Raw genomic sequence first — 24332 nt, forward strand, 5'->3', positions numbered from 1 at the left:
GGAGGGATAAGCATGAAAGATCAGGTCGCGACCGAACAGGATAAGGCCGCCAAATCCGCGACTGCGAAGCTGCCGGTCGACGGACCTTCCGTTGCGGCGGAGACGGTGCCCGCGGGCGTCGATGTCTCGCTGAAAGGGGCGGGACCGACACAGTTTCCGCGCGTCGATCCGAGCGCGGTCCGGCTGGCCTTCGAGACCGGCAAATATCCCTATCGTCGGAAGATGGCGCGCCCCGCCTACGAGGCGGAGAAGGCGCAGCTTCAGGCCGAGTTGCTGAAAGTCCAGAAATGGGCGCAGGAGAGCGGCGAGAAATTCGTGATCCTCTTCGAGGGCCGCGACGCGGCGGGGAAGGGCGGCACGATCAAGCGCTTCACCGAACATCTCAACCCGCGCTTTGCTCGGGTCGTGGCGCTCAACAAGCCCTCCGAGGCCGAGCAGGGCCAGTGGTATTTCCAGCGCTATGTCGAGCATCTGCCGACCGCGGGCGAGATGACCTTCTATGATCGCAGCTGGTATAACCGCGCGGGCGTGGAGCGCGTGATGGGGTTCTGTAAACCCAACGATTACCTCGAATTCATGCGTCAGACCCCGGAATTGGAGCGGATGTTCGTCCGCTCGGGTATCCGGCTTTACAAATACTGGTTCTCGGTCACCCGCGAGGAGCAGCGCCGTCGCTTCAAATCGCGCGAAACCGACCCGCTCAAGCGCTGGAAGCTGTCGCCGATCGATCTGGCGAGCCTCGATCGCTGGGACGATTACACCGAGGCGAAAGAGGCGATGTTCTTCTACACCGACACCGCCGATGCGCCGTGGACCATCGTGAAGTCGAACGACAAGAAGCGCGCGCGGCTGAACTGCATGAAGCATTTCCTGTCGACGCTGGACTATCCCGACAAGGATCCTTTGATCGCAACGCCGCCCGATCCGCTGATCGTGGGCCATGCGAGCCATGTCGTGCATTCGTCCGAGCATATTCTTGGCGCATCTCTTCATCCCGATCAGCGCCGCGTGACCAAATCCTGAGCATGTGATCGCCGATGGCGATTTCGGTGACCGGTGGGGCTTGTCCCTCCGCCGGTTGCATTCCATGTGAAGGGTAACAACCGGAGGAGAGCATGGGCTGGAACGAAAGATTCGCCGGAGAAGAGTATCTCTATGGCACGACCCCGGCGGATTTCGTGGCGCGTCAGGCATGGCGTCTCGCTCCGGGGGCGCGGCTTCTGAGCATCGCTGACGGCGAAGGTCGCAACGGCACCTATCTCGCCAGCCTCGGAGTGCAGGTCACGGCCCTCGAGCCGTCGGAAAACGCGCGCCGCAAGGCCGCTGAACTGGCGCAGGAGCGGGGCGTGTCGATGCAGACGATCGACGCCGATCTGCGCGGCTATGACTGGCCGCGCGGCGAATATGACGCCGTTCTCGCCTGTTTCATCCAATTCGCCGATACCGCGTTTCGCGCGGAGATTTTCGACGGCATCGCGACCGCGCTCAAACCGGGCGGGCTTGCTTTGATCCACGGCTTCGCGCGCCGCCAGCCGCGCTACGGCACGGGCGGTCCCGGGGTCGTGGAGCAGCTCTACGATCTCGATCTCCTGCGCGACGCGTTCCCGCGCTGGGAGGTGCTGCATCAGGCCGATTACGATGCCGATCTCGACGAGGGCGCGGGCCATTCCGGCCGCGCGGCTCTGATCGATTTCGTCGCCCGCAAACCCGAGCGGTGATTCCGCAGATTTCGGCATAAAGTCAGGGTTTCGCGCGGCTTATACGCGGGGTGCCTGACGTTCCGTCGCGATTTAAGTGCGATTTCTAGGCGATTTGCGCGTTCGATCGGCAATAGGCCGGAACCTGCCTAAGACCCCGTGCTTCCCTATAGCCCCAGTAGGGGAAATGTGTGCCTGCGCACAGAGGAGTGTCTTCGCAACTACACGAATGCGTGTAACATCAAACCGGTACGTTTCTTGCCATCGCAGATTGGAGTTCCACATGCGTAAGCCTCTCCTCGCCCTGACCTTCACCCTCGCCGCCAGCGCCGCCTTCGCGCAGTCGCCCAAAGACGCTGTCGAAGCGCGCCAAGGTTTCTTCGATTTGCTCGGTGCCCAGATGGCCGTGCTCGCGCCGATGGCTCAGGGCAAGATGGACTTCGACGCCGCCAAGGCACAGACCGCCGCCAACAACATCGCAGCGCTCGCGAAGGTCGACATCTCGCCGCTCTTCGTCGAAGGCACCTCGGTCGACGACATGATGGAGACCCACGCGAAGTCGGAAATCTGGTCGAACATGGACCTGTTCATGGAAAAGGCGGACGCCCTCCATCAAGCCGCGGCTGAGATGCCCGATGCGGCAGGCAGCCTCGAGACGCTGCAGCCGGCGGTCGGCAAGCTCGGCGGCACCTGCAAGGGCTGCCATGACGAGTTCCGTTCGAAGTAACGCAGAATGAAAGACACCGCCGCCTCCCCCGCGAAGAAAACCGTCACGGTCTGGGACCCTGTCGTGCGTCTGTTCCACTGGCTTCTGGTGCTGGCCTTTGCCGCCGCCTGGGGTCTCGGGGAATGGGGGCCGAACCAGATGACGTGGCATTTCTATGCCGGCTACGCGATCGCGGGGCTGCTGGCGGTGCGTCTTATCTGGGGGTTCGTGGGGTCGCGCACGGCGCGGTTCTCGCAGTTCCTCTATGGGCCCAAGGAGGTGGCGAATTATCTTCGCCACCTTCCGTCGAAGGAAAGCTCCGGCCATGTCGGGCATAATCCGCTGGGCGGCTGGTCGGTTGTCGTGATGCTCGCGCTGCTGATCGTGCAGGTCGTGACCGGGCTGACCTCCGATCCGCAGGACTATATCAACGTCGGTCCCCTTGCGGGCTCCGTGCCCGACAGCATCAGCACGAGCTGGGCGCCGAAAATCCACGAATTCGTGGCGACCCTGCTGCTGATCGTCGTCGGTATCCATATCGCGGCCATCGTCTATTACCGGACCTGGAAGGGTGTGAACCTCGTGAAGCCGATGATCACGGGTAAGAAAGAAGTGGGCGAGTAACCGCTCTCTTGACCGCCGCGTCGGGCGGGGCTAGCGCTCGCCCATGACGAGCACCGACCCATCCCAGAGCGCGCCACCGCCGCCTCCGTCGCAAAACCAAGCGATGCCGCTCGCCCGCCATGTGCGGGCGATCTTCACTTTGGGTCTGCCGCTGATCGGCTCCAACCTCGCGCAGATGCTGCTCAACGTGACCGATACGGTGATGGTGGGCTGGTATGGCGTCGAGGCGCTGGCGGCGCTGGTGTTGGGCACCTCCTATTTCTTCTCGATCTTCATGCTGGGCAACGGGATCGCGCTGGCGGTGATGGGGCGCGTCTCGGCGAGCCTAGGCGCGGATGACGAGGTGCAGGCGCGGCGCGACACCCGGATGGGGATCTGGCTGTCGATCCTGTTCGGGGTCGCGATGCTGCCGGTCTTCTGGAATTCCGGCGCGGTGCTGGAGATGCTGGGCCAGAAGCCCGAGATTGCGGCGCTCGCACAGGATTACCTGCGCATCCTCGGCTTCGCCCTCGCACCCGGCCTCGCGATGATGGTGATCCGCTCGTACCTGTCCGCGCAGGAGCGCACGGCGGTGCTGCTCTGGATCACGCTGGGGGCTGTTCTACTGAACGCGGGCGTCAACTGGATCCTGATCTTCGGCAATTGGGGCGCGCCGGAACTGGGCGTGCGGGGTGCGGCCATCGCCTCGCTCAGCGCGATGGTGCTGAACCTCGTCGCGCAGGCGATCTATGCCGCGCGTGCGCCGGGCCTGACCCATATCCGGCTGTTCCAGCGCTTCTGGCGGCCCGATTGGGAGGCTTTCTGGATCGTCGCCAAGATGGGCCTGCCGGTGGGGCTGACTGCGGTGGCGGAAGGCTCGATGTTTCAGGCCTCGGCGCTGATGATGGGCTGGATCGGCACGATTGAACTCGCCGCGCACGGGATCGCGCTGCAGGTCTCCTCGATCACCTTCATGGTGCATGTCGGTCTGTCGAACGCTGCCACCGTGCGGGCGGGCCGGGCGCATGGGAAGCGTGACCCGCGCCTTCTGCGTGACGGGGCGCGGGTGGTGACGGGGCTTTCCGTGGGCTTCGGTCTGCTGACGGTGGCGGTCTTCGTCTTCGCGGGGCCGTGGCTCACGCGGCTCTTTCTCGATGCCGACAATCCGGCCACGCCCGAGATCGTCCTCTATGGTGTGCGCTTCCTGATGGTCGCGGCGATTTTCCAGCTCTTCGACCTGATGCAGGTTATGGCGCTGGGCCTGCTGCGCGGCGTGCAGGACACACGCGTGCCGATGTGGATGGCGGTGGCGAGCTATTGGCTGATCGGTATCCCGGCCAGCTACTTTCTCGCCTTCACGCTGGATTTCGGCGGCGTCGGGCTTTGGCTCGGCCTCGTGCTTGGCCTTGCCTCGGCGGGGGCGATGATGATGCGGCGGTTCTGGCGCGGACCGTGGTTGCAGCCCCGCCAGTCAGTCGCTTAACGCACGCCGAGCCCCGCCTTCATCAGCGTCTTGCGCACCGGTCCGAGCGAATAGAGCGCGCCCAGAACGCCTGCGCGCAGATCGCGCAGCGGCTGGGCTTCGACCATCGAGGCGCGGTTGAGCAGGTCGATCCCTACTTCGCGCGCCTTCACCTCCGGCCAACGGCGCCGGTGATAGGCGTCGAGCATCTTCGCCTCGCCCAGATGCACCGGGTCTTCCTCGGCCAGCTTCAGAAGGCAGGCGAGATCGGCGAGGCTCATGTTCAGCCCCTGCGCGCCGATCGGCGGAATGACATGGGCGGCCTCGGCGATCAGGGCCACGCGCTGGCCCGAGAACCGATCCGCGATCTGCGTCATCATTGGCCAGACCGCGCGGCGGGTTTCCAGCTTCAGCGGCCCGAGAAGCCCGGTCGAGCGTTCCATGATCGCCGCTTCGAATTCCTCCGTGGGCAGCGTGGCGAGGCGCTCGGCCTCGGCAGCGCGCTCCATCCAGACGATCGCGGAAGAGGGTTTGCCGTCACGATCAGGCAGCGGCACCAGCGTGAACGGCCCGCCCGAGCGGTGAATCTCGGTCGAGACGTTGTCATGCGGGATCGGGTGGGTGACCGCGAAGGCCAGCGCCTTCTGCCCGTAGCGGATCGTCTTGACGCCAAGCCCCGCCGCTTCGCGCACGAAGGAATTGCGGCCATCGGCCCCGATGACGAGACGGGCTCGCACATGGGTGCCGTCGGACAGCGTCACCTCGGCACCGCTTTCGCGGGTCACGAGGCCGGTCGTCGCGACGCCGGGGCGGAAATCGACGAGCGGGTTGTCGGCCAGCGCGGCCACCAGCTCGCGGCGCAGCAGCCAGTTCGGGAAATTCCAGCCGAAGGGCTCGTCCGACAGATCCGCCGCGTCGAAATCGCGGGTCAGCCGTGCGGTCGGGCTTTCGCCGCCCGCATCCACGATCCGCATGATCTGCAGCGGCGCGGCATAGGGCAGGAGCCGATCCCAGATCCCCGCAGCCTGCAGCACCTCGCGCGACGGGCGCAGGAACGCGGTCGAGCGCATATCCGCGCCCTCCGCCGCCTCTTCGGTGACCGGCGGCGTGGGGTCGACGCAGATCGTGGTGAAGCCGGCCTGCCCGAAGGCCGCGGCTGCGGTCAGACCGGCGACGCCGCCGCCGGAGATCAGGATATCGGTGTCGATGGGTGTGCGGGTCTCGGCCATGGGGCGCCTCCGTCAATGTCCGTGCCACTTTGCCCTCCGGCGCAGGCAGGTGCAATGATCCGCCGCCGGGATGCGACGTGGCGACACAGCGAAACGCAAGCCGGGGGCGTGCAGGTCCCGCAACGCGCGGCACAAAAAGAAACAGCCCGGATCGCGCGGATCCGGGCCGTGTTCGCCAAGGGCGAGAATTCTTCTGATGCGACGTCAGCCGCCTGCGGTCATCACCACGATGAGGGCGAGCATGATCCAGGTGGCGCCCACGGCCCAGAGGATCAGGCCGCCAAGGCCCATGATCGCGACCATGCCCGCGGCCAGAGCCACGACGACAAGCGCGAGGGTGAACATGAAAGCCGGCGAAATCTGCTTGTGCTCGGTTTCGGAATGATCGGCCACATAGGCCGAAACGCCGGAATCGGCGGTCGTCATGGTCATAATCGATTCTCCCGTTTGCTGTCTCCCTGACAGGCCACCGTGATTTAAAGATGCATCTCGTTTCGATAAAGATGCGAAGCCGTGCCATATTGTCGCAGCGCCGTCACTTTCCCTTCATGCGCGCGTGATTTTGCGCAGGAACCCGGCGAGATCGGCAGTGTGATAGTGGATGTGATCCTCCGGCGCGGGGGCAGGGGCGACATGCACGGTCTTCATCCCGATCGCATGGGGATGGCGCAGGTTGCGGGCGTCGTCTTCGAACATCGCCCCGCGGTCGGGCGCGATCCCGGCCTGCGCGAAGACCCGGTCGAAAGCTTCGGCGCGCGGCTTGGGATGAAATTCGGCATGCTCGACGCCATAGACCCCGTCGAACAGCCCCGTCAGCCCGCGCGCCGCGATCACCCGCGTCGCATAGGGGGCCGAACCGTTCGTGTAGACGATCTTGCGGCCCGGCAGGGCTTCGATGCCGTCACGCAGCGCCTCATCCACCACCAGATGGTCGAGCGAAATCTCGTGCACCTCGTGCAGATAGGGGGCAGGGTCCACATCGTGCTCGTGCATCAGACCCGCCAGCGTGGTGCCGTAAAGCTGCCAGTAGTGATTGCGCAGATGGTCGGCCCGCGCGCGATCGACGCCCAGCGAGCGCATCACGAAATCGGTCATCTTCACTTCGATCTGGTCGAAGAGCCGCGCCTCTGGCGGGTAGAGCGTGTTGTCGAGATCGAACACCCAGGCGTCGACATGCGCGAACTCGGCGGCGAGATCGCGGTCGGCAGGGGTGGCGGAGGCGGGGGCAGGCGCGGAGCTGTCTGTCATGGGCTGCAAGCTAGGTCGCGCGGCGCGCAGGTGCAATCTGCTTGTCACCGGGGGCGGCCCGCGCCTAATCTCTGGCAGAACGCGAAAGCAGGTTGCATGCAAAAAGACGCCTACACCCTTATACTCGACGCCATCGACGAAGGCGTTTACCGCCCCGGGGACCGTTTGGTCGAATCCGAATTGGCGGAGCGGTTCGGTGTGTCACGCACCCCGGTACGCGAGGCGCTGCAGCGGCTGGAAACCCAACAAATGCTGGCCAGAGACGGGCGGTCGCTGATCGTGGCCTCGCTCGATCACAACCAGCTGGCGGAGCTCTATATCGTGCGTGCCGAGCTGGAGGCCTTGGCCGCGCAGCTGGCGGCGAAACATGCGGCCCCCGAAGAGGTCCGCGTGCTGCAGAACATGATCGACGAGGATCGCGGTCAACTCGACGATCCGGAGGCGCTGAGCCGGGCCAATCGCCGGTTCCACCACCAAATTCACCTCGCCTCGCATAATCGTTACCTCGTCCAGCAGCTCGACCTCGTGCACCGCTCGATGGCGCTTCTCGCGACGACCTCGCTTGCGGTGAAGGGCCGGGGCGAGGCTGCGCTCGACGAGCATCAGGCGATTGTCGATGCGATCCGCGAGGGCAATGGCGATGCGGCGGCCTCGGCACTGCGCGCCCATATCTCGCGGGCCTTCGAGACGCGCCTCACGCTCGACGCTGCGCATCACGGCACGGCGGGCCATTGGGCCGAGGCGCTTTGATCAGCCGATAAGCGGCGCATGCGCCAGACGCTGGGGTTCCGGGTCCGCCTTGGCCTGTGCGGCTGCGATCTCATCAAGAAGCCCGTGCTGAGCGCTGTCCGGCGCTGTGGCTCCATTAGCATCGAAAATGCCGTGGCTGGTCTTGTCCCAGTAGAAGGGCCGCGCGACCAGCTCATACAGCGCCTTCCAGCCTGCCAGCGCGCCCAGCGGATAATAGAAATGCAGCGTCGGCACCCATTTGATCAGATGGCGATGCTCCGCGCTGCGGCAGGCCCAGGCAGAGGTTGTGACCGCGATCATCTCGGACAGGATGAAAGTGCTCATGACGAGCGTGAAGACCGGGTCGGGCAGGGCGCTGGCGATCGGATGCCACAGGCCGAACAGCGCGAACCAGAAGCTCCACAGGACGGGGGCCAGCACGTATTGCGAGAGCGATCCGAGGATCAGGATCTGCACCCCGATGAAGCGTTTCGTTCCGAGATCGCGCCAGAGCTGCACCGGATCGCGCATATGGACCGCCCAGGTCATCGCGTAGCCCTTGAGCCAGCGCGAGCGTTGCTTGACCCAAGGCAGGGCGCGGCAGTTCGCCTCCTCATAAGTGGCGGCGGGGATCAGTTCTGTGCGGTAGCCGTGTCGCGCGAGGCGCACGCCGAGATCGGCATCTTCGGTCACGTTATGCGCGTCCCAGCCGCCCAGCTTCTCCAGCGCGTCGCGGCGGAAGAACAGGGTCGTGCCGCCCAGAGGCACGACGAAGCCGAGCCGCGCGAGCCCCGGCAGGAACATCCGGAACCATGTCGCATATTCCACGGTGAAGCAGCGTGCGAGCCAGTTGGTGCGCGGATTGTAATAGTCGAGGATGCCTTGCAGACAGGCGGTCTCGGGCGGGGCCTCGAGAAAGCGTTGAGCGGCGATCTGCAGCTGGTCCGGTTCGGGCGCGTCCTCGGCATCCCAGATCCCGATCACCGATCCCCGGCAGAAGTTCAGCGCGTAGTTCAGTGCGCGCGGCTTGGTCTTGATCGGGCCGTCGGGCACCGTGACCACCCGCATCCAACGCGGCAGATCGGCACCGGAAAGGGCCGCCAGAGTCATCGCGTCGGTCTGCTCGACGACGAGGATCACGTCGAGCAATTCGCGCGGATAGCGCAGCTTGCCTAGCCGTTCGACCAGTCGTGCGGCGATGTCCGTTTCGCGAAAGAGCGGGACCATCATCGAGATGATCGGGAGCTGGCCCTTAGCTGCGCCACGCGCGCAAGGGTCAGGGGCGGGGCGACGGCGCACCGTGATCTCGCTCGCGAAGGCGGCGAGCTTGAGGGCTATGGAGCCTAGCAGCGTCAGCATCACCCAAGCGAAGAGGACACCGATCAGCAGCGAGGGCGCGAACCACAGGCCAAGGCCCACGACCGCGATAAAAATCGCCGCGATCCGGCTCGCGCGTTGTTCGTTATAGTTGCGGCAACTCTCGGCTGGATCGACCTTGATCTCGGCGCGGCGGATCAGGGCGGTCTGGCGGCGGGCCAACAAGCTCTCGTGGATGCAGCGTTCCGGAGCCAGCACGAGCCGATAGGGCGCGTGGCGCGCGGGCAGGGCGTCGCGCAGCGCTTCGAAATCCTCGGGCCGTGCGGTCGCGATGAGGGTTACACCGCCCACGCGCCGCCACGGCACCATCGCATGCCTCAGGCACAGTTCCGCCCCGACAGCGTCGATCAGACGTGGATCGGGCGGGCAGGCCTGCAGATCGACGACCGAAGCGTGCCACTGCTCCGCCAGCGCAGCCATCAGATCGGCTTCGCGCACCCAGCCATTCGCAAGAAGAATGTCACCCAGTCGCACATCCTCGCGATGCCGCAGGGCCAGAGCTTTCAACAGATCGCCCGGATCGGTCGCGCCCCGGTCGAGCAGGATCTGCCCCAAGGGGGCGCGCGCGGGGCGGTCGGGCTTAGGGCGCGTTACCGCGCCGGGCGAATTTGCCGCGGGCGCGCGATGCGCATGCTCTGCAGGTTCGGCGATCCCCGCCGGTATCTCGAGAAGCTGTCGCCGCGCGCCGCCCATGCTCATCCTCGCATCTGTCCCGCAGGGCGGCATGCGTGCGCTTGGTTAACGCAGGGTTAACTCTGACTGAGCGCCGGGATAGGCGTCGCAGGGGGCGAATGGCCGGGTCGCTTACGCCTTGCGCGCGCGCATCGCGGTCGCGAAACGCTCGAACAGGTAGTAGCTGTCCTGCGGGCCCGGGCTCGCCTCGGGGTGATACTGCACCGAGAAGACCGGGCGGTCGGACATGGCGATCCCGCAATTCGAGCCGTCGAAGAGCGACACGTGGGTTTCCGACACGCCATCGGGCAGGGTCTGGCTGTCGACCGCGAAGCCGTGGTTCATCGAGGTGATCTCGACCTTGCCGGTGGTCAGATCCTTCACCGGGTGGTTCGCCCCGTGGTGGCCGTGGTTCATCTTGATCGTCTTCGCGCCAAGCGCGAGCGCCAGCATCTGGTGGCCGAGGCAGATGCCGAAGACCGGCAGCTCGGTTTCCAGAACGCCCTTGATCATCGGCACGGCATATTCCCCGGTGGCCGCCGGATCGCCCGGACCGTTCGACAGGAAGACACCATCGGGCTCAAGCGCGAGCACATCCTCGGTGGTCGCAGTCGCCGGCAGCACGGTCACGTCGCAGCCAGCCGAGGCGAGGCAGCGCAGGATGTTGCGCTTCGCGCCGTAGTCGATGGCGACCACTTTCAGATCGTTGCCCTCGGCTTTCTTGTAACCCTCGGGCCAGGCCCACCGCATCTCGTCCCAGCGGTAGCTTTGCGAGCAGGTCACGTCCTTCGCGAGGTCGAGCCCTTCGAGCCCGGACCATTCGCGCGCCTTGCGTACCAGAGCCTCGATGTCGAAGACGCCATCGGGGTTGTAGGCAAGCGCGACATGCGGCGCACCCTGCTGGCGGATCGCGCGGGTGAGGCGGCGGGTGTCGATGCCGCCGATGCCGATCCGGCCGCGCTTCTCGAGCCACTCGACCAGCGTCTCGGCGGCGCGCCAGTTCGACGGCTCGGTCGGGTCCCATTTCACCACCATGCCAGCGGCGACGGGTTCGTTCGTCTCGTCATCTTCCGGGTTTACGCCGGTGTTGCCGATATGGGGGAAGGTGAAGGTCACCACCTGACCCGCATAGGAAGGGTCGGTCATGATTTCCTGATAGCCGGTCATCGAGGTGTTGAAGACCAGTTCGGCCACTGTCTCACCCGGGCGGCCGAAGCCCTTCCCGTAAAACAGCGATCCATCAGCGAGCGCGATCAACGCAGTGGGCTTTTCCGATGCGGACTGGCTTGCAGGCATGGCGCGACTCCCCGATGTCAAAATTCGCCGGAACCTAGACGCGCTGAACGCGGGGGTCAAGAGGCCATGAGATAATTGCGAATTGCTTATTTATCAATGACTTGCGGATGTTGTGCGTGTTTCGCAATGCCGCTATTCTGACGCCCTCACTGAAGTAGGGACACGATGTGATGCAAATGCGCGATAAGATCGCCGCCGCGTTGAAAGCGGCGATGAAGGAAAAGGATCAGGAGCGGCTCTCGACGCTGCGGCTGGTCAACGCCGCCATCAAGGACCGCGAGATCGCGATGCGCGCCGAAGGCGAGGGCGAGGGTACTGTCGGCGATGCCGAAGTGCTTGCGATCATGGGAAAGATGGTGAAGCAGCGTCAGGAAAGCGCACGCGCCTATGAAGAGGGCGGCCGCCTGGAGCTGGCCGAGAAGGAGCAGGCCGAGATCCGCGTGATCGAGGACTTCCTGCCGCGTCAGCTGAGCGAAACCGAGGTGAACGCCGCCATCGAGGCTGCCATCGCGAAACTCGGCGCCGAGTCGATTCGCGACATGGGCCGCGTGATGGGCGAGCTGAAGGGCCAATATACCGGACAGATGGATTTCTCGAAGGCCGGCCCGATGGTGAAGGATCGCCTCGCCTCCTGATCTGACTTGGGTCTCTCGAGACTGGGAACAGCGCCCCCTTGCGGGGCGTTTTCTTTTGCGAGTTTCTAAAAGGAGGCAGCGATGCCGGCGCAATCGAAAGCACAGCAGAAAGCAGCGGGCGCGGCGCTCGCGGCCAAGCGCGGCGAGACCAAGGTCGGCGATCTTCAGGGTGCGTCGAAGGAGATGTATGACAGCATGTCCGAAAGCGAGCTTGAAGATATCGCGAGCACGAAGCGCGAAGGCCTCCCTGACAGCAAGGACGACTGAGAGGCGCGGTTGCGGCCGTGCCTGATGTCGAGTGACGAGTAATGTGTTTGGAGAAGTGGATGGGGCGTCTTCCGGGATTGGCGGTGATTGGGACGGTTGTCGGGCTGGCGGGATGTGTCCCGCAGCCGGGCCTGCAGGATCTGAAGCGGAGCTATCCCGACCGCACCCTCTATCATTTCAATTCCGCTGCCTTGGGTGGCGAGGTGAGCTATCTCTGCGCTCCGGGCAACACGCCGAGAGCTACCAAGGCCCGCGCGCGCAAGGCCCATGCCGCCTATGAGGCCGAAATACAGAGCTACGGCGACAGGTTCGCCGAGACGCTGGTCTCCGCTCTGGAAGCCGGAACCGGCGCGAGTTCCGCCGCGCAAGAGGTCAACCGGGACAGTGACGCCTGGGCGCGCGAGGCGGCGTTGAAGATCGAAGAGCAGTATGAATGCCTGCCTGTGGCCGCGCCGGGGGTCGGAATCTCGAAGTGAGTTTCACGGTGCTCAGGGCACGACAGGCGCGCGTGCGGCAGCAAGCCGGATCACCAGTTCGCGGTGCAACTGGCGGCGCTCTTCCGGGGTGAGAAAGGCGCCGATCTCCACTTCGCGCGGGCCGCCGCGCAGCGTCAGATAGGCTTCGACCGGCCCGCCCTTTCCATGCAGATCGGCCTGCACCCAATGCGGATTTGCCGCCCAGTCGCGGGAGGGCTTGCCCGGTTCGTGGCGGATCAGGTGCAGGTCCGGCCCGTTGAAGGTCAGAACCTCGAGCACCTCCCCGGTGCGATAGCTATGCGAGATCGCCCACCAGACGCCTGCGATGGCGAGCGCGATGAAGGGCAGCAGCCCCCACAGTTCCACATGACCCAGCAGTGACAGCAGCGGCAGGCTGACCATGGCCACCGTGGCCGCGATGAAAAAGACGAAGCCTTTGCGCGGCAGGGAGCGGTAGGGCCACAGGTGCAGTTGATCGGGCAGGGGCGCAGCCTCGGAGCGGGGCGCCTCCATGGTTTGGCCTTCGGTATCTGTCCAGCGATAGGGCATGATCCGCCCGGTCCTTCCTGCAACCTCTCGCCCTTTTGCAAACGGCCCCGGATCGCTCCGGGGCCGTTCTCGTTATCAGGAGATCTAGATCACTAGTGCGCGTGGGCGTGATCCCAATCCTCGCGCTTCGGGAGCTCCTCGAAAGTGTGCTCCGGCGGCGGGGAGGGCAGGGTCCACTCCAGCGTGTCGGCATACTCGTTCCAGTAGTTGTTCTCGGTGACGCGCTTACCCTTGAAGAGAGTGTAGAACACGATGCCGATGAAGAACACGAAGCTGGCGAACGAGATGAACGCGCCGATCGAGCTGATGTAGTTCCAGGTGGCGAAAGCCTCCGGATAGTCGATGTAGCGGCGCGGCATGCCCTGACGGCCGAGGAAGTGCTGCGGGAAGAAGATCAGGTTGGACCCGATGAACATCATCCAGAAGTGCAGCTTACCGGCCCATTCCGGGTATTGGCGGCCCGACATCTTGCCGATCCAGAAGTAGACGCCCGCGAAGATCGCAAACACCGCCCCCAGCGACATCACATAGTGGAAGTGCGCCACGACGTAATAGGTGTCGTGATAGACCCGGTCGAGCGGCGCCTGCGACAGCACCACGCCGGTCACGCCGCCGATGGTGAACAGGAACAGGAAGCCGATCGCCCAGAGCATCGGTGTCTTGAACTCGATCGAGCCGCCCCACATCGTCGCGATCCAGCTGAACACCTTCACGCCCGTTGGCACCGCGATCACCATCGTCGCCACCATGAAGTAGCTTTGCTGGGTCAGCGACAGGCCCACCGTGTACATGTGGTGCGCCCAGACGACGAAGCCCAGAACACCGATCGCCACCATCGCATAGACCATCGGCAGGTAGCCGAAGACCGGCTTCTTCGAGAAGGTCGCGATGACGTGGCTGATGATGCCGAAGCCCGGCAGGATGATGATGTAGACCTCGGGGTGTCCGAAGAACCACAGGATGTGCTGGTAGAGGATCGGATCGCCGCCACCCGACGGATCGAAGAAGGTGGTGCCGAAGTTGCGATCCATCAGCAGCATGGTGATCGCGCCTGCCAGAACCGGCAGCGACAGCAGGATCAGCCAGGAGGTCACGAAGATCGACCAGGCAAACAGCGGCACCTTGTGCAGCGTCATGCCCGGCGTACGCATGTTGAGGAAGGTCGTGATCATGTTGATCGCGCCGAGGATCGAACTGGCGCCCGAGACGTGCACGGCGAAGATCGCGAGATCCATCGAATAGCCGCCCTCGTTCACGGACAGCGGCGGGTAGAGCACCCAGCCCACGCCCGAACCTGTGCCGCCGCCGCCACCGGGGGCGAGCAGCGAGGCGATCCCGAGCGAGGTGCCCGCGACATAGAGCCAGTAGCTGAGGTTGTTCATCCGCGGGAAGGCCATGTCCGGCGCGCCGATCTGGAGCGGCATGAAATAGTTGCCGAAGCCCCCGAACAGCGCCGGGATGACGACGAAGAACATCATCAGGACGCCGTGATAGGTGATCATCACGTTCCAGAGGTGCCCGTCGGGGGTGCATTCCTCGGCCGAAGCGATGAAGCGCGCGCCCTCGGCGCACATGTATTGCACGCCCGGCTCCATCAGCTCGAGGCGCATGTAAACTGTGAACAGGACCGAGATCAGCCCCACCGCGCCTGCGGTGAAGAGATACAAGATCCCGATATCCTTGTGATTGGTCGACATGAACCAACGGGTAAAGAACCCGCGCGAGTCATGTGCGCCCTCGCCGTGAACGGCTGCGTCCGCCATAGTGATCTCCCATTTCTCCCGTCAGACCCGGGTCTCCCGTCCCTTTGGGCCTGAATGAACGGAGGTTATGAATATTTCGATGGCAGGGCAAGAATTCTGCACACGCAGCCGTGAAAAAATGTCGCAGCTCTGTCAGGTGTGAGTGATCCGTGATCTCGCGCCCTTGGCAGGCTGTGCGAGCGTCGGCGTGGCGCCGCGCGGGCGTTGCGAATCCGCGACGCCGGCACAAAAAAAGCGGACCCCCGAAAGGGTCCGCCAACGAACGCGTGATGCGTTTATGTCGCGATCAGGACGCGGGCGCGTCGGGCGACACTTCTGCCGAACCGAGGTAAGCGGCGATGTCCGCCTGGTCCTTGCGCTGTTTGTAGGCCATGCCCGATTTCGCCTTGGGATCGCCGGTCTGCTCCTCGAGGAACTTCGACGGATCGGTGATGTATTCGGCGAGCAGCTCTTCGGTCCAGACGGCGCCGGTCTCGGCGTATTCCTTGATCCCGTCCTTGTATTTATAGCCATCCACGGATGCGACCTTGCGGCCGATCACGTTGTAGAGGTTCGGGCCGACCTTGCCGCCTTTGTAGATCGCAGTGCCATCGGGGGCGACGATCGAGTGACAGGCCTTGCACCGCTTGAATTCGTTTTTGCCTTTCTCGACGTCCTGCGCAAGCGCGGGGCTCGCAACGGTGACGGCGGTGATCATGGCAATAAGGCTGAGTTTCATCGCGTCTTCCTTGTTCATTTTGAGACGAAGCTCGGGCCCTCCCGACCCGGCTTTCACAGGGCAGTCACGCTGCCTTGAAGGGCGTTCTAACATGCATGATTACCTATGTGTCCACTAAACTTCTGAGGTCGCATTTAGTTTGCTCACAAAAATGCGACAGAATGTCGCACGTAGCGCCAGGTCGAGATCCGCCATTTCGACCGGCAGGCCGAGATCGACGAGGCTCGTCACCCCGTGATCGCGAATCCCGCACGGGACGATTCCCTCGAAATGCGACAGATCGGGCTCCACGTTGATCGAGATGCCGTGGAAGCTGACCCATTTGCGCAGCTTGACCCCGATCGCGGCGATCTTGTCCTCGCGCAGGCTGCCGTCCGCCGCCTTCGGCTTGTCGGGGCGCTGGACCCAGACGCCGACGCGACCGTCGCGAATTTCGCCCTTCACGTTGAACTCGTCGAGCGCGGCGATCACCCAATCCTCGAGCTGGCGCACGAAGCAGCGCACGTCGCGCCCGCGCTTGTTCAGATCGAGCATGACATAGGCGACGCGCTGGCCTGGACCGTGATACGTGTACTGACCGCCGCGCCCGGCCTCGAAGACGGGAAAACGGTCGGGATCGACGAGATCCTCGCGCTTCGCCGAGGTTCCGGCCGTGTAGAGCGGCGGATGTTCGAGAAGCCAGATCATCTCCTCGGCCTCGCCCGCGGCGATCTTGGCCACGCGGTCCTCCATGAAGGCCAGCGCCTCATGATAGGGGACCGGGCTGTCACTTACGCGCCATTCGACCATTTTTAACCTCACCCGCCGGAAAACCTTACCCAGCGTCAATATTCCTTGCCACATCACCGATTCGGGGCGCAAGCTTGACCTATTGGTAAGGTCGCGCACCCCCCGCGCCGGTCCCATTCCGACCGGTCCTGTCGTGCAGAAACATGGAATTTGCGGGGCAACAGGCAAGACCGGAAGTCATTTGATTGGAGGGTTCAGGGATGAAACACAAGTTCGTTCTGGCGGGTCTTGCGCTCGCCGTCGCTACGGGTGGACCGGCAGGGCCGGCGCTGGCGGGCGGCTCGGATATCGTGGGCGGGGTGATCGGCGGGATCATCGGCGGCGCGATCGTGAACGAGGCCAACCGCCAGCCGCGCACGGTCACCAAGCGCACCTATTACAAGAAGCCGACCATGTCGTCGGCGCAGCGCGAGGCCAATCGCGAAGTGCAGGTTTCGCTCAACCACTTCGGCTGGAATGTCGGCACGCCGGACGGGGTGCTGGGGCGCAACTCGCGCGCGGGCATCTCGCAATATCAGGCCTTCATGGATTTCCCGATCACGGGCAAGCTGACCGATCTGGAGCGTACCATTCTGACCACGTCCTATCAGAAGGCGAGCCTCGGCGGTGCTGCGGTCACGCAGACGATCTCGACACATCCGCAGGGGATGCGCGGGCTTCTCCTGCAGACGCGCGAGCAGATGCTGGGCACGGGGGGTAACACCTATGCGGGCAATTCGATCGGCGGCTTGCCGCCGCAAATCTCCGAGGCCGTGTTCGAGATCGCGCGCAGCTCCAATGTCGAGCCGCAGCAGTTGATGGCGCGGTCTGGCTTCGTGCAGCTGGCCGATCTCAACAATGACGGGCGCACCGATTATTTGCTCGATACTTCGGTTTTGGGGCCGGGCTTCTGGTGCAACGACAAGAGCTGCGCGGTGCGGGTCTTCGCCTCGACGCCGAGCGGCTTCTCGCGCAACGATTTCCAGGCCTATAACGCGACGCCTGCGATGTTCACCTGTCAGGCGGGGGCGTGCCAGAAGACCGACGCGAGCGCCCAGAGCAACGCGCCGGTCACGGCTGCAGCGCCCGCGCCTGCTCCGGCGCCAGCCGCGCCGTCCTTCGCGACGCAGATGGCCTCGCAGCCAGCGCCCGCGATGCCGTCCTTCGTGGCGCCTGCGCCGGTTACGGAACCGGTGCCGGTGTCACTTGCGTCTTTCTGCGCCAAGACCAGTCTCGTCACCTCGTCCAATGGCGGCTTCGCCACCGAGGCTTCGTTGACCGATCCGGGGCAGGCCCTGGGCGAACAGTTTTGCCTCGCACGCGGCTATGCGCTGGACGAGGGCGCGGAGCTGGAGGCCAATATCGGGGGCTTCACGCCCGAGCAGATCGCCGCGCAATGTCGCGATTTCGGCGCGCTTCTCTCCGAGCAGGTGGCCGCCATCGGCACCACCCCGCGCGAGGCGACACTTGCCAAGGTGAAAAGCTTCATCGACGGCTCGGGGATGAGCCCGGCGCAGCTCTCGGGCACCGCGAAGGTCTGCCTGTCGGTCGGCTACCGCACCGACGACATGGACGTGGCGCTGGGCTCGGCGCTGGTTCTGGGCGGTCTTGGCGAGGGCGCTTATGACGAATTGGTCGGCCATCACCTGATGCAGGGAATCGGCACGGCCGAGCGCGCCGACCTCGCGATGGGCTGGTATGAGAACGCGCTTTCGGCCCAGCCGGTCTTCGCGCCCGCGCAGCCCGAGCGCAGCGGTTTGATCCGCAAGGCGGCCCTGATGATGAACGGTCGCGCCGACGCCGCCACCGCGCCGAAGCCTGCGATGGCGCTGCCGAGCTTTGCGGCGAAGGCGGCGGAGCTCGTGGAAACCGCGGCACCTCAATAAGCTGCACCCCGCGACAGGCCGGGACCGCCCGGCCTGTCGCAACGGCAAGAGCGCGAATGCGAAAAATTCTCGCCAATCCCGAAATACCCCCTTTTCATCCCCCAAGCCTTTGGCTAATACGCGCCACACCAAGCCTAGACAGTGCGGTCGTGGCGGAATTGGTAGACGCGCAGCGTTGAGGTCGCTGTGGGGTAACTCCCGTGGAAGTTCGAGTCTTCTCGACCGCACCATTTCTCTCCTGAAGAGAAATCTGACAGACCCGAGGCGGGTATCCCCCAGATCGCAATTGCCCTGTCGCATCGTGGATGCGCGCGCGAGTCTGCGCGTCCTGTGCTTTGACGGTTTCCAGTGCGGGTCAAAGTTCAGCGGCAGCGTCCGGCCTCGCACCTTGGCAGTGCGCCACCATGGTCGCGCCGGGCTGAACTCCCGCCGATTTATCTCAAATCCCGTGAACACTCGCGCGTGCGTTAACCCTGCCTTGGGAGATGCGCGCGATGATCGCCTCTGGGTGAAACCGTATTGGGGCTGATCGGGCGACCGAGCGATGGCGAGTTACGTCTTTCATGGGTATTTCAGGTCGGATTTCCTGATCGAGGGTGGCGGATCGACCGTCGTCACCGGCAGCCGTCTCATGATCGACCCGAGCTGGGACGTCGATACCAGCGGGCGCATCTTCACCTTCACCGACGATGACGCGAACCTCTCGGGCGACAATTTCAACAACGAGGTCGGCAACGACAGCACGCAAACGATCTCGGTGACCGATGCCGCTGGCACGCCCATCGCCTCCGGGCAGGGCTATATAGAGACCGCGTTCACCTTGCTCGCCCCGGACGGCACGACGATCACAATCTATATCCTCGAGATCGGCGGAACGATCGTCGGCGAGGTCGCCGATCAACCGCTTCAGCCCGGTGTCACCTATGAGGTCACATCCGTCAGCGACGTCTCGACCGGCCCCGCCTATACCGAGCTCTTCAACGCAACCTACGACCCCGACGACGCCAACGCGATCCAGGGCGGCAATCTGGACGACTCGCTTCAAGGGGGCGCGTTGAGCGATCTGATCGACGGCGGGGCCGGGGCCGACACGATCGATGGCGGCACGGGCGACGACACGATTAACTACGGCGCCGGCGGCAGCACTCAGGCTGAGGGCGATCTGGTCTATGGTGGCGATGGCAACGATCTGATCGATGACGTCCCGGGCATCTCCTACGACTATGACGACACGCTTCACGGCGGGGCCGGGAGCGATACGATCTGGGCCGGGGGCGGTGCGGATTCCGTCCTTGGCGGTGCCGATGACGACGTGCTCCATGGCGAGGCCGGGGACGATACGGTCCTTGGGGGCGCGGGGAGTGACGCGCTTTACGGCGATGATGGCAATGACTCGCTTCTGGGCGAAGCTGGTGCCGATACGATCCTCGGCGGCTCAGGCGATGACACGCTCTCGGGCGGGGACGGGGCCGATCACCTCACGGGCGAGTGGGGCAGTGATCTTATCTACGGCGATGCCGATGCCGATACGGTCTACCTGGGCGACGCGTGGGGCAGCGATACGGTCTTCGGCGGCGAGACCGTCACCACCGGCAGCGATTTCGACCTGCTCAACTTCACCTTTTACACGGCGAGCGGCGTGGCCGTTACCTTCTCCGGATCGGAGAGCGGTACGGCCAGCGCAGGCGGAAACGCGGCGAGCTTCAGCGAAATCGAAGGGGTCGTCGGGTCGGAGCAGGGCGATCTGATCGACGCCACCAATGATGCCAGCGGTGTCTCGATAGACGGTGGCGGCGGCGCCGACACGATCACCGGCGGATCGGGCGCCGACACGCTTTCGGGGGGCGACGGCAACGACACGATCTGGGCGCTGGGCGGCGACGATCTGATCTCGGGCGGGGCGGGCGACGATACGCTACAGGGTGTGGGCGGCAGCGATACGCTCACCGGCGGGGCAGGGGCTGACGAGCTGCATGGCGGCGACGATGCCGATACCTTCCTGCTTTATGCAGGCGATGGGGCCGAGACGATCTTCGGCGGCGAAGGCGGCGCCGATTGGGACGTGATCGTGCTAGGCCCGGGCGGGGCCACCGTCACCTGGATCGGCTGGGAGACGGGCGCGATCAGCTATGACGGCGGCACGACCGTCACCTATTTCTGGGAGGTCGAGGAGGTTCGCGGCTCCGCCGACGCGGAGAGCTTCGACGCCTCTGCCGCCGCGAATGCCGTCTCGATCGGGGCGGGCGACGGGGCCGATACGCTGACCGGCTCGGCACAGGGCGACACGCTCGATGCGGGTGCGGGCAGCGACGTGATCGATGGCGGCGCAGGCGCCGATACGATCACAACCGGGCTTGGCGCCGACACGCTCAGCGTCGGCGATGGCGACGGGCAGGACATCGTCACCGATTTCGATCTGACGGATGACGGGACTGGCTTCACGCTCGATCAGCTCGATATCTCTGACCTGACCGATGATAGCGGCAATCCGGTCAATGCCTGGGATGTCGCGGTCAGCGACGATGGCGCGGGCAATGCGGTTCTCAGCTTTCCCAATGGTGAGAGCCTGACGCTGACCGGTATCGCGCCCGTGCAGGTGGCGGGGGCGCCGCAGCTCTACGCGATGGGAATCCCCTGTTTCACCGAAGGCACGCGGCTCGCGACGCCGCGCGGGCCGCGCCGGGTCGAAACCCTGAAACCGGGCGATCTGATCACGACGCTGGATGATGCGCCGCAGCCGGTGCTGTGGCATGCGCGTCGCCGGTTTGGCGCGGCGGCGCTGGCTGCCGATCCGCGGCTTTGCCCGGTGCGAATGCGGCCCGGGGCGTTCGGCAATCGCGAGGCGCTGGTCCTCTCCGGGCAACATTGCATCTGGGTGCCGGAGGGGCAGGGCGCGCTCGCGCGCGCGCGCCACTTAGCAGCAACGGGATGGGGCGGGGCGCGGGTGATGCGGGGCTGCCGGGAGGTGACCTATCACCACCTGCTGCTGCCGCGTCATGCGTTGGTCAATGCCGAGGGTGCCTGGGTCGAAAGTTTCTGGCCCGGACCGCAGGCGCTGCGCGCGCTGACCCCGTCAGATCTGACCGATCTGCTGCGCGCCCACCCCGCCTTGGCGAAGGTCCATTTCCTCGGCGCGTCACCCGAGACGATCTACGGTCCGCGCGCCCGGCCGATGCTGACGTTACGGCAACTTGATCGCCTCAAATGCAAGTCGTGGTCGCTCCTTGCGCGACAAGTGACGGAAAACGGCAATTTTTCAGGCGAAATGGTGCTGTGATGGGTCGGTGACGTGGGTTTTTGATTTCCGGGTTGAAAAACGCAAATGCCCTTGCTTTAGTCACATGCACGGGAATTGACCAACGACAAAAAACAACGGGGAGCCCGCTTTGAACAACGCAGCTAGCGACGATGGATTCGTCGTATTCGACCGCGTGCAGAAGAGCTATGACGGCGAAACGCTCGTCGTGAAGGATCTCAATCTCTCGATCGGTAAGGGCGAGTTTCTGACGATGCTCGGACCGTCCGGTTCAGGGAAAACCACCTGCCTGATGATGCTTGCAGGTTTCGAAACCGCCACCAACGGCGAGATCCGCCTCGACGGCCAGAACATCAACATGGTGCCTCCGCACAAGCGCGGCATCGGGATGGTGTTCCAGAACTATGCACTCTTTCCACATATGACCGTGGGCGAGAACCTCGCCTTCCCGCTCGAAGTGCGGGGCATGGGCAAGGATGAACGCGAAACCAAGGTTAAGCGCGCACTGGACATGGTGCAGATGGGAAGCTTCATCCATCGCCGTCCGGCGCAGCTTTCGGGCGGTCAGCAACAGCGGATCGCATTGGCCCGCGCGCTGGTCTTCGACCCCGAGCTGGTCCTGATGGACGAACCGCTCGGCGCGCTCGACAAACAGCTTCGCGAACATATGCAGTTCGAGATCAAGCACCTGCACGAAAGCCTCGGGATCACCGTGGTCTACGTGACCCACGATCAGGGTGAGGCGCTGACCATGTCGGACCGCGTGGCCGTGTTCAACGACGGCCGCATTCAGCAACTCGCGCCGCCGGACGAGCTGTATGAACGTCCGCAGAACAGCTTCGTCGCGCAGTTCATCGGCGAGAACAACAAGCTTCCGGGCCGAGTCGAGACGCTGAATGGCGACACCTGCACGGTGCGTCTGGAAACCGGCGAGATCATCGACGCGACGGCGGTGAATATCCGCGAGGCGGGGCAGGAGACGCTGGTCTCCATCCGTCCCGAGCGGGTCGAATTCAAGCCCGAGATAATGCCTTCGGGCGCCCATACGATCAACGCCGACGTGCTCGAAGTGATCTATATGGGGGACATCCTGCGCACCCGTATGAAGGTTGCCGGGTCGCCGGAATTCGTCATGAAATCGCGCAATACGCTCGATCAGGTGCGGCTGACGGAAGGCCAGACGGTCAAGATCGGCTGGCACCCGCAGGACGCGCGCGCGCTCGATCTCTAAAGAATGCGGAACGTGCGGTCCAAGCTCCGCACGCTCCGAACTGCCGCAAAAAGCGGCCAAGCGGCGAAAACGTCGCGAAACCACAAAAGCTCAACCAACTGGGAGTAAGACCAAGATGAAAAAAGCAATGATCCTGAGCACCGCGCTCGTCGGCCTCGTGGCCGGTGCGGCGCAGGCCGAGGAAGTCACTGTCCTTTCCTGGGGCGGCGCTTACGAGAAAAGCCAGGTCGAAGCCTATAACAAGCCCTTCGCGGAAGCGACCGGCATCGACGTGAACATGGAAGCCGCCGACAACCCGGCGACCCCGATCAAGGCACAGGTCGAGGCGAACAACGTGTCGGTCGACGTGGCCGATGTTGAGAAGTCCGACGCGATCCGTCTGTGCGACGAAGGTCTGCTCGAGCCGATCAACCCCGACACCGATCTGGCCGCGTCGCCCGACGGCACCCCGGCGAGCGAAGACTTCATCGATGGCTCCTTCACCGATTGCGGTGTGGCGAACATCGTGTGGTCGACCGTGATGTCCTACAACTCGGACAAAGTTGACGGTGAGCCGACCTCGATCGCCGACTTCTTCGACACCGCGAAGTACCCGGGCAAGCGCGGTCTGCGCAAGTCGGCCAAGGGCACGCTGGAATTCGCGCTGATGGGCGCAGGCGTTCCGGCTGCGGACGTCTACAAGGAACTCGGCACCCCCGAGGGCGTCGACAAGGCCTTCGCCGAACTCGACAAGATCAAGGGCGACGTCGTCTGGTGGGATGCTGGTGCGCAGCCGCCGCAGCTCCTCGCCGATGGGGAAGTCGTGATGTCGACCGCCTATAACGGCCGTATCTTCAACGCTGAAGTCGCCGAGGGTCAGCCCTTCAAGATCGTCTGGGACGGTCAGCTGATGGACTTCGACTTCTTCGTGATCCCGAAGGGCGCGCCCCATATGGAAGCCGCGAAGAAATATCTGAAGTTCGCGACCGAGACCCAGCAGCTCGCCAACCAGGCGAAGTGGATCTCCTACGGTCCGGCACGTAAGTCCTCGGCTCCGATGGTCGGCATGTATCAGGACGGCAAAACCGAAATGGGCCCGCATATGCCCACCTCGGATAAGAACATGAAGAACGCCCTGGTCAACGACTCGGAGTTCTGGGCTGACCACGACACCGAACTGAGCGAGCGCTTCAACGCTTGGCTCGCTGGCTAAAGCCACAAGGGCCGCGCGGCATTTCCATGTCGCGCGGCTCGACCTGTTCGATGTCAGGAGCCTCGCGGATGTCAGCTTTCCGGTCGTCACTGGCCTGTTTGTGCATCGGTCTTTGTCTGTCTGTGCCCGCTGCCTTGCACGCTCAGGCGCAAGACGATGCGGTCGTCGGCTACGAGACCGGCGATACGAAGATGAACGCGGCGATCGGCCAAGCCCGCGCGACCTATGAAAGCGTCTTCATTCCTGCGGTGCGCGCCCGGTCCGGCTCGCAATTCATGCTCAAGGCGGGGATCGAGACGCCCGCCAATGGCCTCGAACATATCTGGATCGCGCCGATTTCGATCTCCGCGCAGAAAATCACCGGCACGTTGATGAACGAGCCCGTGCATTTCAAAGCGCATGCCGGAGACGAGATTACCTTCGCGCCGAACCAGATTTCCGACTGGAGCTTTCGCCGCGATGGCAAGCTTCACGGCAACTACACGACGCGGGTGATGCTGCCCGATATTCCCGCCGAGCAAGCCGCGAATTTGCGCGCGCAGCTCGCCCCGCTGCCCTGAGGGGCCAAGGAG

The 24332-nt window shown here is 64.3% G+C and carries 23 protein-coding genes and 1 tRNA gene; 15 read left to right on the forward strand and 9 right to left on the reverse strand.

The annotated features are described in order from the left end of the window. Positions 1-12: 12 nt before the first annotated feature. The 5 genes from ppk2 to AXZ77_RS04760 all read left to right on the forward strand — a co-directional run bounded on the left by ppk2 (position 13) and on the right by AXZ77_RS04760 (position 4489). On the forward strand, positions 13-1023 hold the full coding sequence (ppk2, locus tag AXZ77_RS04740; RefSeq protein ID WP_098410254.1) for a polyphosphate kinase 2: 1011 nt from the start codon (positions 13-15) through the stop codon (positions 1021-1023). Between the two features lie 92 nt (positions 1024-1115). Further along, positions 1116-1718 carry a cyclopropane-fatty-acyl-phospholipid synthase family protein gene (locus AXZ77_RS04745; RefSeq protein WP_078569549.1) on the forward strand — a complete coding sequence of 201 codons (603 nt, stop codon included), beginning with the start codon at positions 1116-1118 and terminating at the stop codon, positions 1716-1718. Between the two features lie 262 nt (positions 1719-1980). After that, positions 1981-2424, forward strand: coding sequence for a cytochrome c (locus AXZ77_RS04750; protein ID WP_098410255.1), 444 nt, complete (start codon positions 1981-1983; stop codon positions 2422-2424). A gap of 6 nt (positions 2425-2430) precedes the next feature. Continuing rightward, on the forward strand, positions 2431-3027 hold the full coding sequence (locus AXZ77_RS04755; protein WP_098410256.1) for a cytochrome b/b6 domain-containing protein: 597 nt from the start codon (positions 2431-2433) through the stop codon (positions 3025-3027). Positions 3028-3130: 103 nt separating this feature from the next. Beyond that, positions 3131-4489 (forward strand): MATE family efflux transporter, encoded by a 1359-nt coding sequence (locus tag AXZ77_RS04760; protein WP_098410257.1) that lies wholly within the window; start codon positions 3131-3133, stop codon positions 4487-4489. Here AXZ77_RS04760 and AXZ77_RS04765 read toward each other — a convergent pair. The 3 genes from AXZ77_RS04765 to AXZ77_RS04775 all read right to left on the reverse strand — a co-directional run bounded on the left by AXZ77_RS04765 (position 4486) and on the right by AXZ77_RS04775 (position 6945). After that, positions 4486-5697, reverse strand: coding sequence for a UbiH/UbiF family hydroxylase (locus tag AXZ77_RS04765; RefSeq protein WP_078569546.1), 1212 nt, complete (start codon positions 5695-5697; stop codon positions 4486-4488). The genes AXZ77_RS04760 and AXZ77_RS04765 overlap by 4 nt on opposite strands. 204 nt (positions 5698-5901) lie before the next feature. Next, positions 5902-6129 (reverse strand): hypothetical protein, encoded by a 228-nt coding sequence (locus AXZ77_RS04770; protein ID WP_078519775.1) that lies wholly within the window; start codon positions 6127-6129, stop codon positions 5902-5904. 114 nt (positions 6130-6243) lie between these two features. Further along, complete coding sequence (locus AXZ77_RS04775) at positions 6244-6945, reverse strand: pyrimidine 5'-nucleotidase (RefSeq protein ID WP_098410258.1); 702 nt, start codon at positions 6943-6945, stop codon at positions 6244-6246. A 96-nt stretch (positions 6946-7041) separates the two neighbouring features. On the opposite strand from AXZ77_RS04775, the gene AXZ77_RS04780 reads away from it, so the two are divergent. Continuing rightward, the gene (locus tag AXZ77_RS04780) at positions 7042-7695 is read left to right on the forward strand and encodes a GntR family transcriptional regulator (RefSeq protein ID WP_078519773.1); all 654 of its coding nucleotides are present in this window, start codon (positions 7042-7044) and stop codon (positions 7693-7695) included. On the opposite strand, the gene AXZ77_RS04785 is transcribed toward AXZ77_RS04780, so the two are convergent. Both AXZ77_RS04785 and carA read right to left on the reverse strand, forming a co-directional pair. Further along, positions 7696-9750, reverse strand: a complete 2055-nt coding sequence (locus tag AXZ77_RS04785) for a glycosyltransferase family 2 protein (RefSeq protein ID WP_255266414.1) — start codon at positions 9748-9750, stop codon at positions 7696-7698. A gap of 105 nt (positions 9751-9855) precedes the next feature. Further along, on the reverse strand, positions 9856-11019 hold the full coding sequence (gene carA / locus AXZ77_RS04790) for a glutamine-hydrolyzing carbamoyl-phosphate synthase small subunit (RefSeq protein WP_098410260.1): 1164 nt from the start codon (positions 11017-11019) through the stop codon (positions 9856-9858). 170 nt (positions 11020-11189) lie between these two features. Here carA and AXZ77_RS04795 point away from each other — a divergent pair, with 170 nt between their 5' ends. The 3 genes from AXZ77_RS04795 (at position 11190) to AXZ77_RS04805 (ending at position 12397) form a co-directional block, all read left to right on the forward strand. Then, positions 11190-11654, forward strand: coding sequence for a GatB/YqeY domain-containing protein (locus tag AXZ77_RS04795; protein WP_098410261.1), 465 nt, complete (start codon positions 11190-11192; stop codon positions 11652-11654). Positions 11655-11735: 81 nt separating this feature from the next. After that, positions 11736-11921, forward strand: coding sequence for a DUF3008 family protein (locus tag AXZ77_RS04800; RefSeq protein ID WP_078569541.1), 186 nt, complete (start codon positions 11736-11738; stop codon positions 11919-11921). A 59-nt stretch (positions 11922-11980) separates the two neighbouring features. Beyond that, positions 11981-12397, forward strand: a complete 417-nt coding sequence (locus AXZ77_RS04805) for a hypothetical protein (RefSeq protein WP_098410262.1) — start codon at positions 11981-11983, stop codon at positions 12395-12397. Positions 12398-12409: 12 nt separating this feature from the next. On the opposite strand, the gene AXZ77_RS04810 is transcribed toward AXZ77_RS04805, so the two are convergent. From AXZ77_RS04810 to lipB, 4 genes are all read right to left on the reverse strand, one after another. Next, positions 12410-12910, reverse strand: coding sequence for a DUF2244 domain-containing protein (locus AXZ77_RS04810; RefSeq protein WP_255266415.1), 501 nt, complete (start codon positions 12908-12910; stop codon positions 12410-12412). Between the two features lie 128 nt (positions 12911-13038). Continuing rightward, positions 13039-14709 (reverse strand): cytochrome c oxidase subunit I, encoded by a 1671-nt coding sequence (ctaD, locus tag AXZ77_RS04815; RefSeq protein ID WP_098410264.1) that lies wholly within the window; start codon positions 14707-14709, stop codon positions 13039-13041. A 286-nt stretch (positions 14710-14995) separates the two neighbouring features. Then, positions 14996-15427, reverse strand: a complete 432-nt coding sequence (locus AXZ77_RS04820; RefSeq protein ID WP_078599890.1) for a cytochrome c family protein — start codon at positions 15425-15427, stop codon at positions 14996-14998. Between the two features lie 114 nt (positions 15428-15541). Next, positions 15542-16270: a lipoyl(octanoyl) transferase LipB gene (gene lipB / locus AXZ77_RS04825; protein WP_098410265.1), complete on the reverse strand. Its 729-nt coding sequence runs from the start codon at positions 16268-16270 to the stop codon at positions 15542-15544. Between the two features lie 146 nt (positions 16271-16416). On the opposite strand from lipB, the gene AXZ77_RS04830 reads away from it, so the two are divergent. The 6 genes from AXZ77_RS04830 (at position 16417) to AXZ77_RS04855 (ending at position 24320) form a co-directional block, all read left to right on the forward strand. Further along, a complete protein-coding gene (locus AXZ77_RS04830) occupies positions 16417-18081 on the forward strand; it encodes a peptidoglycan-binding domain-containing protein (RefSeq protein WP_098410266.1) in 1665 nt (554 codons plus the stop codon). A gap of 143 nt (positions 18082-18224) precedes the next feature. Next, positions 18225-18311: transfer RNA gene (locus AXZ77_RS04835), tRNA-Leu, on the forward strand. A 314-nt stretch (positions 18312-18625) separates the two neighbouring features. Then, entirely contained in the window at positions 18626-21358 is a 2733-nt protein-coding gene (locus AXZ77_RS04840; protein ID WP_098410267.1) for a Hint domain-containing protein, read from the forward strand. Positions 21359-21467: 109 nt separating this feature from the next. After that, positions 21468-22568, forward strand: coding sequence for an ABC transporter ATP-binding protein (locus tag AXZ77_RS04845; protein ID WP_098410268.1), 1101 nt, complete (start codon positions 21468-21470; stop codon positions 22566-22568). Positions 22569-22683: 115 nt separating this feature from the next. Continuing rightward, the gene (locus AXZ77_RS04850) at positions 22684-23760 is read left to right on the forward strand and encodes an ABC transporter substrate-binding protein (protein WP_098410269.1); all 1077 of its coding nucleotides are present in this window, start codon (positions 22684-22686) and stop codon (positions 23758-23760) included. A gap of 68 nt (positions 23761-23828) precedes the next feature. Next, entirely contained in the window at positions 23829-24320 is a 492-nt protein-coding gene (locus AXZ77_RS04855) for a YegJ family protein (RefSeq protein ID WP_176535964.1), read from the forward strand. Positions 24321-24332 lie beyond the last annotated feature (12 nt).

Origin of the sequence: Thioclava sp. ES.031 (genome assembly GCF_002563775.1) — a bacterium.
Classification (GTDB): domain Bacteria; phylum Pseudomonadota; class Alphaproteobacteria; order Rhodobacterales; family Rhodobacteraceae; genus Thioclava.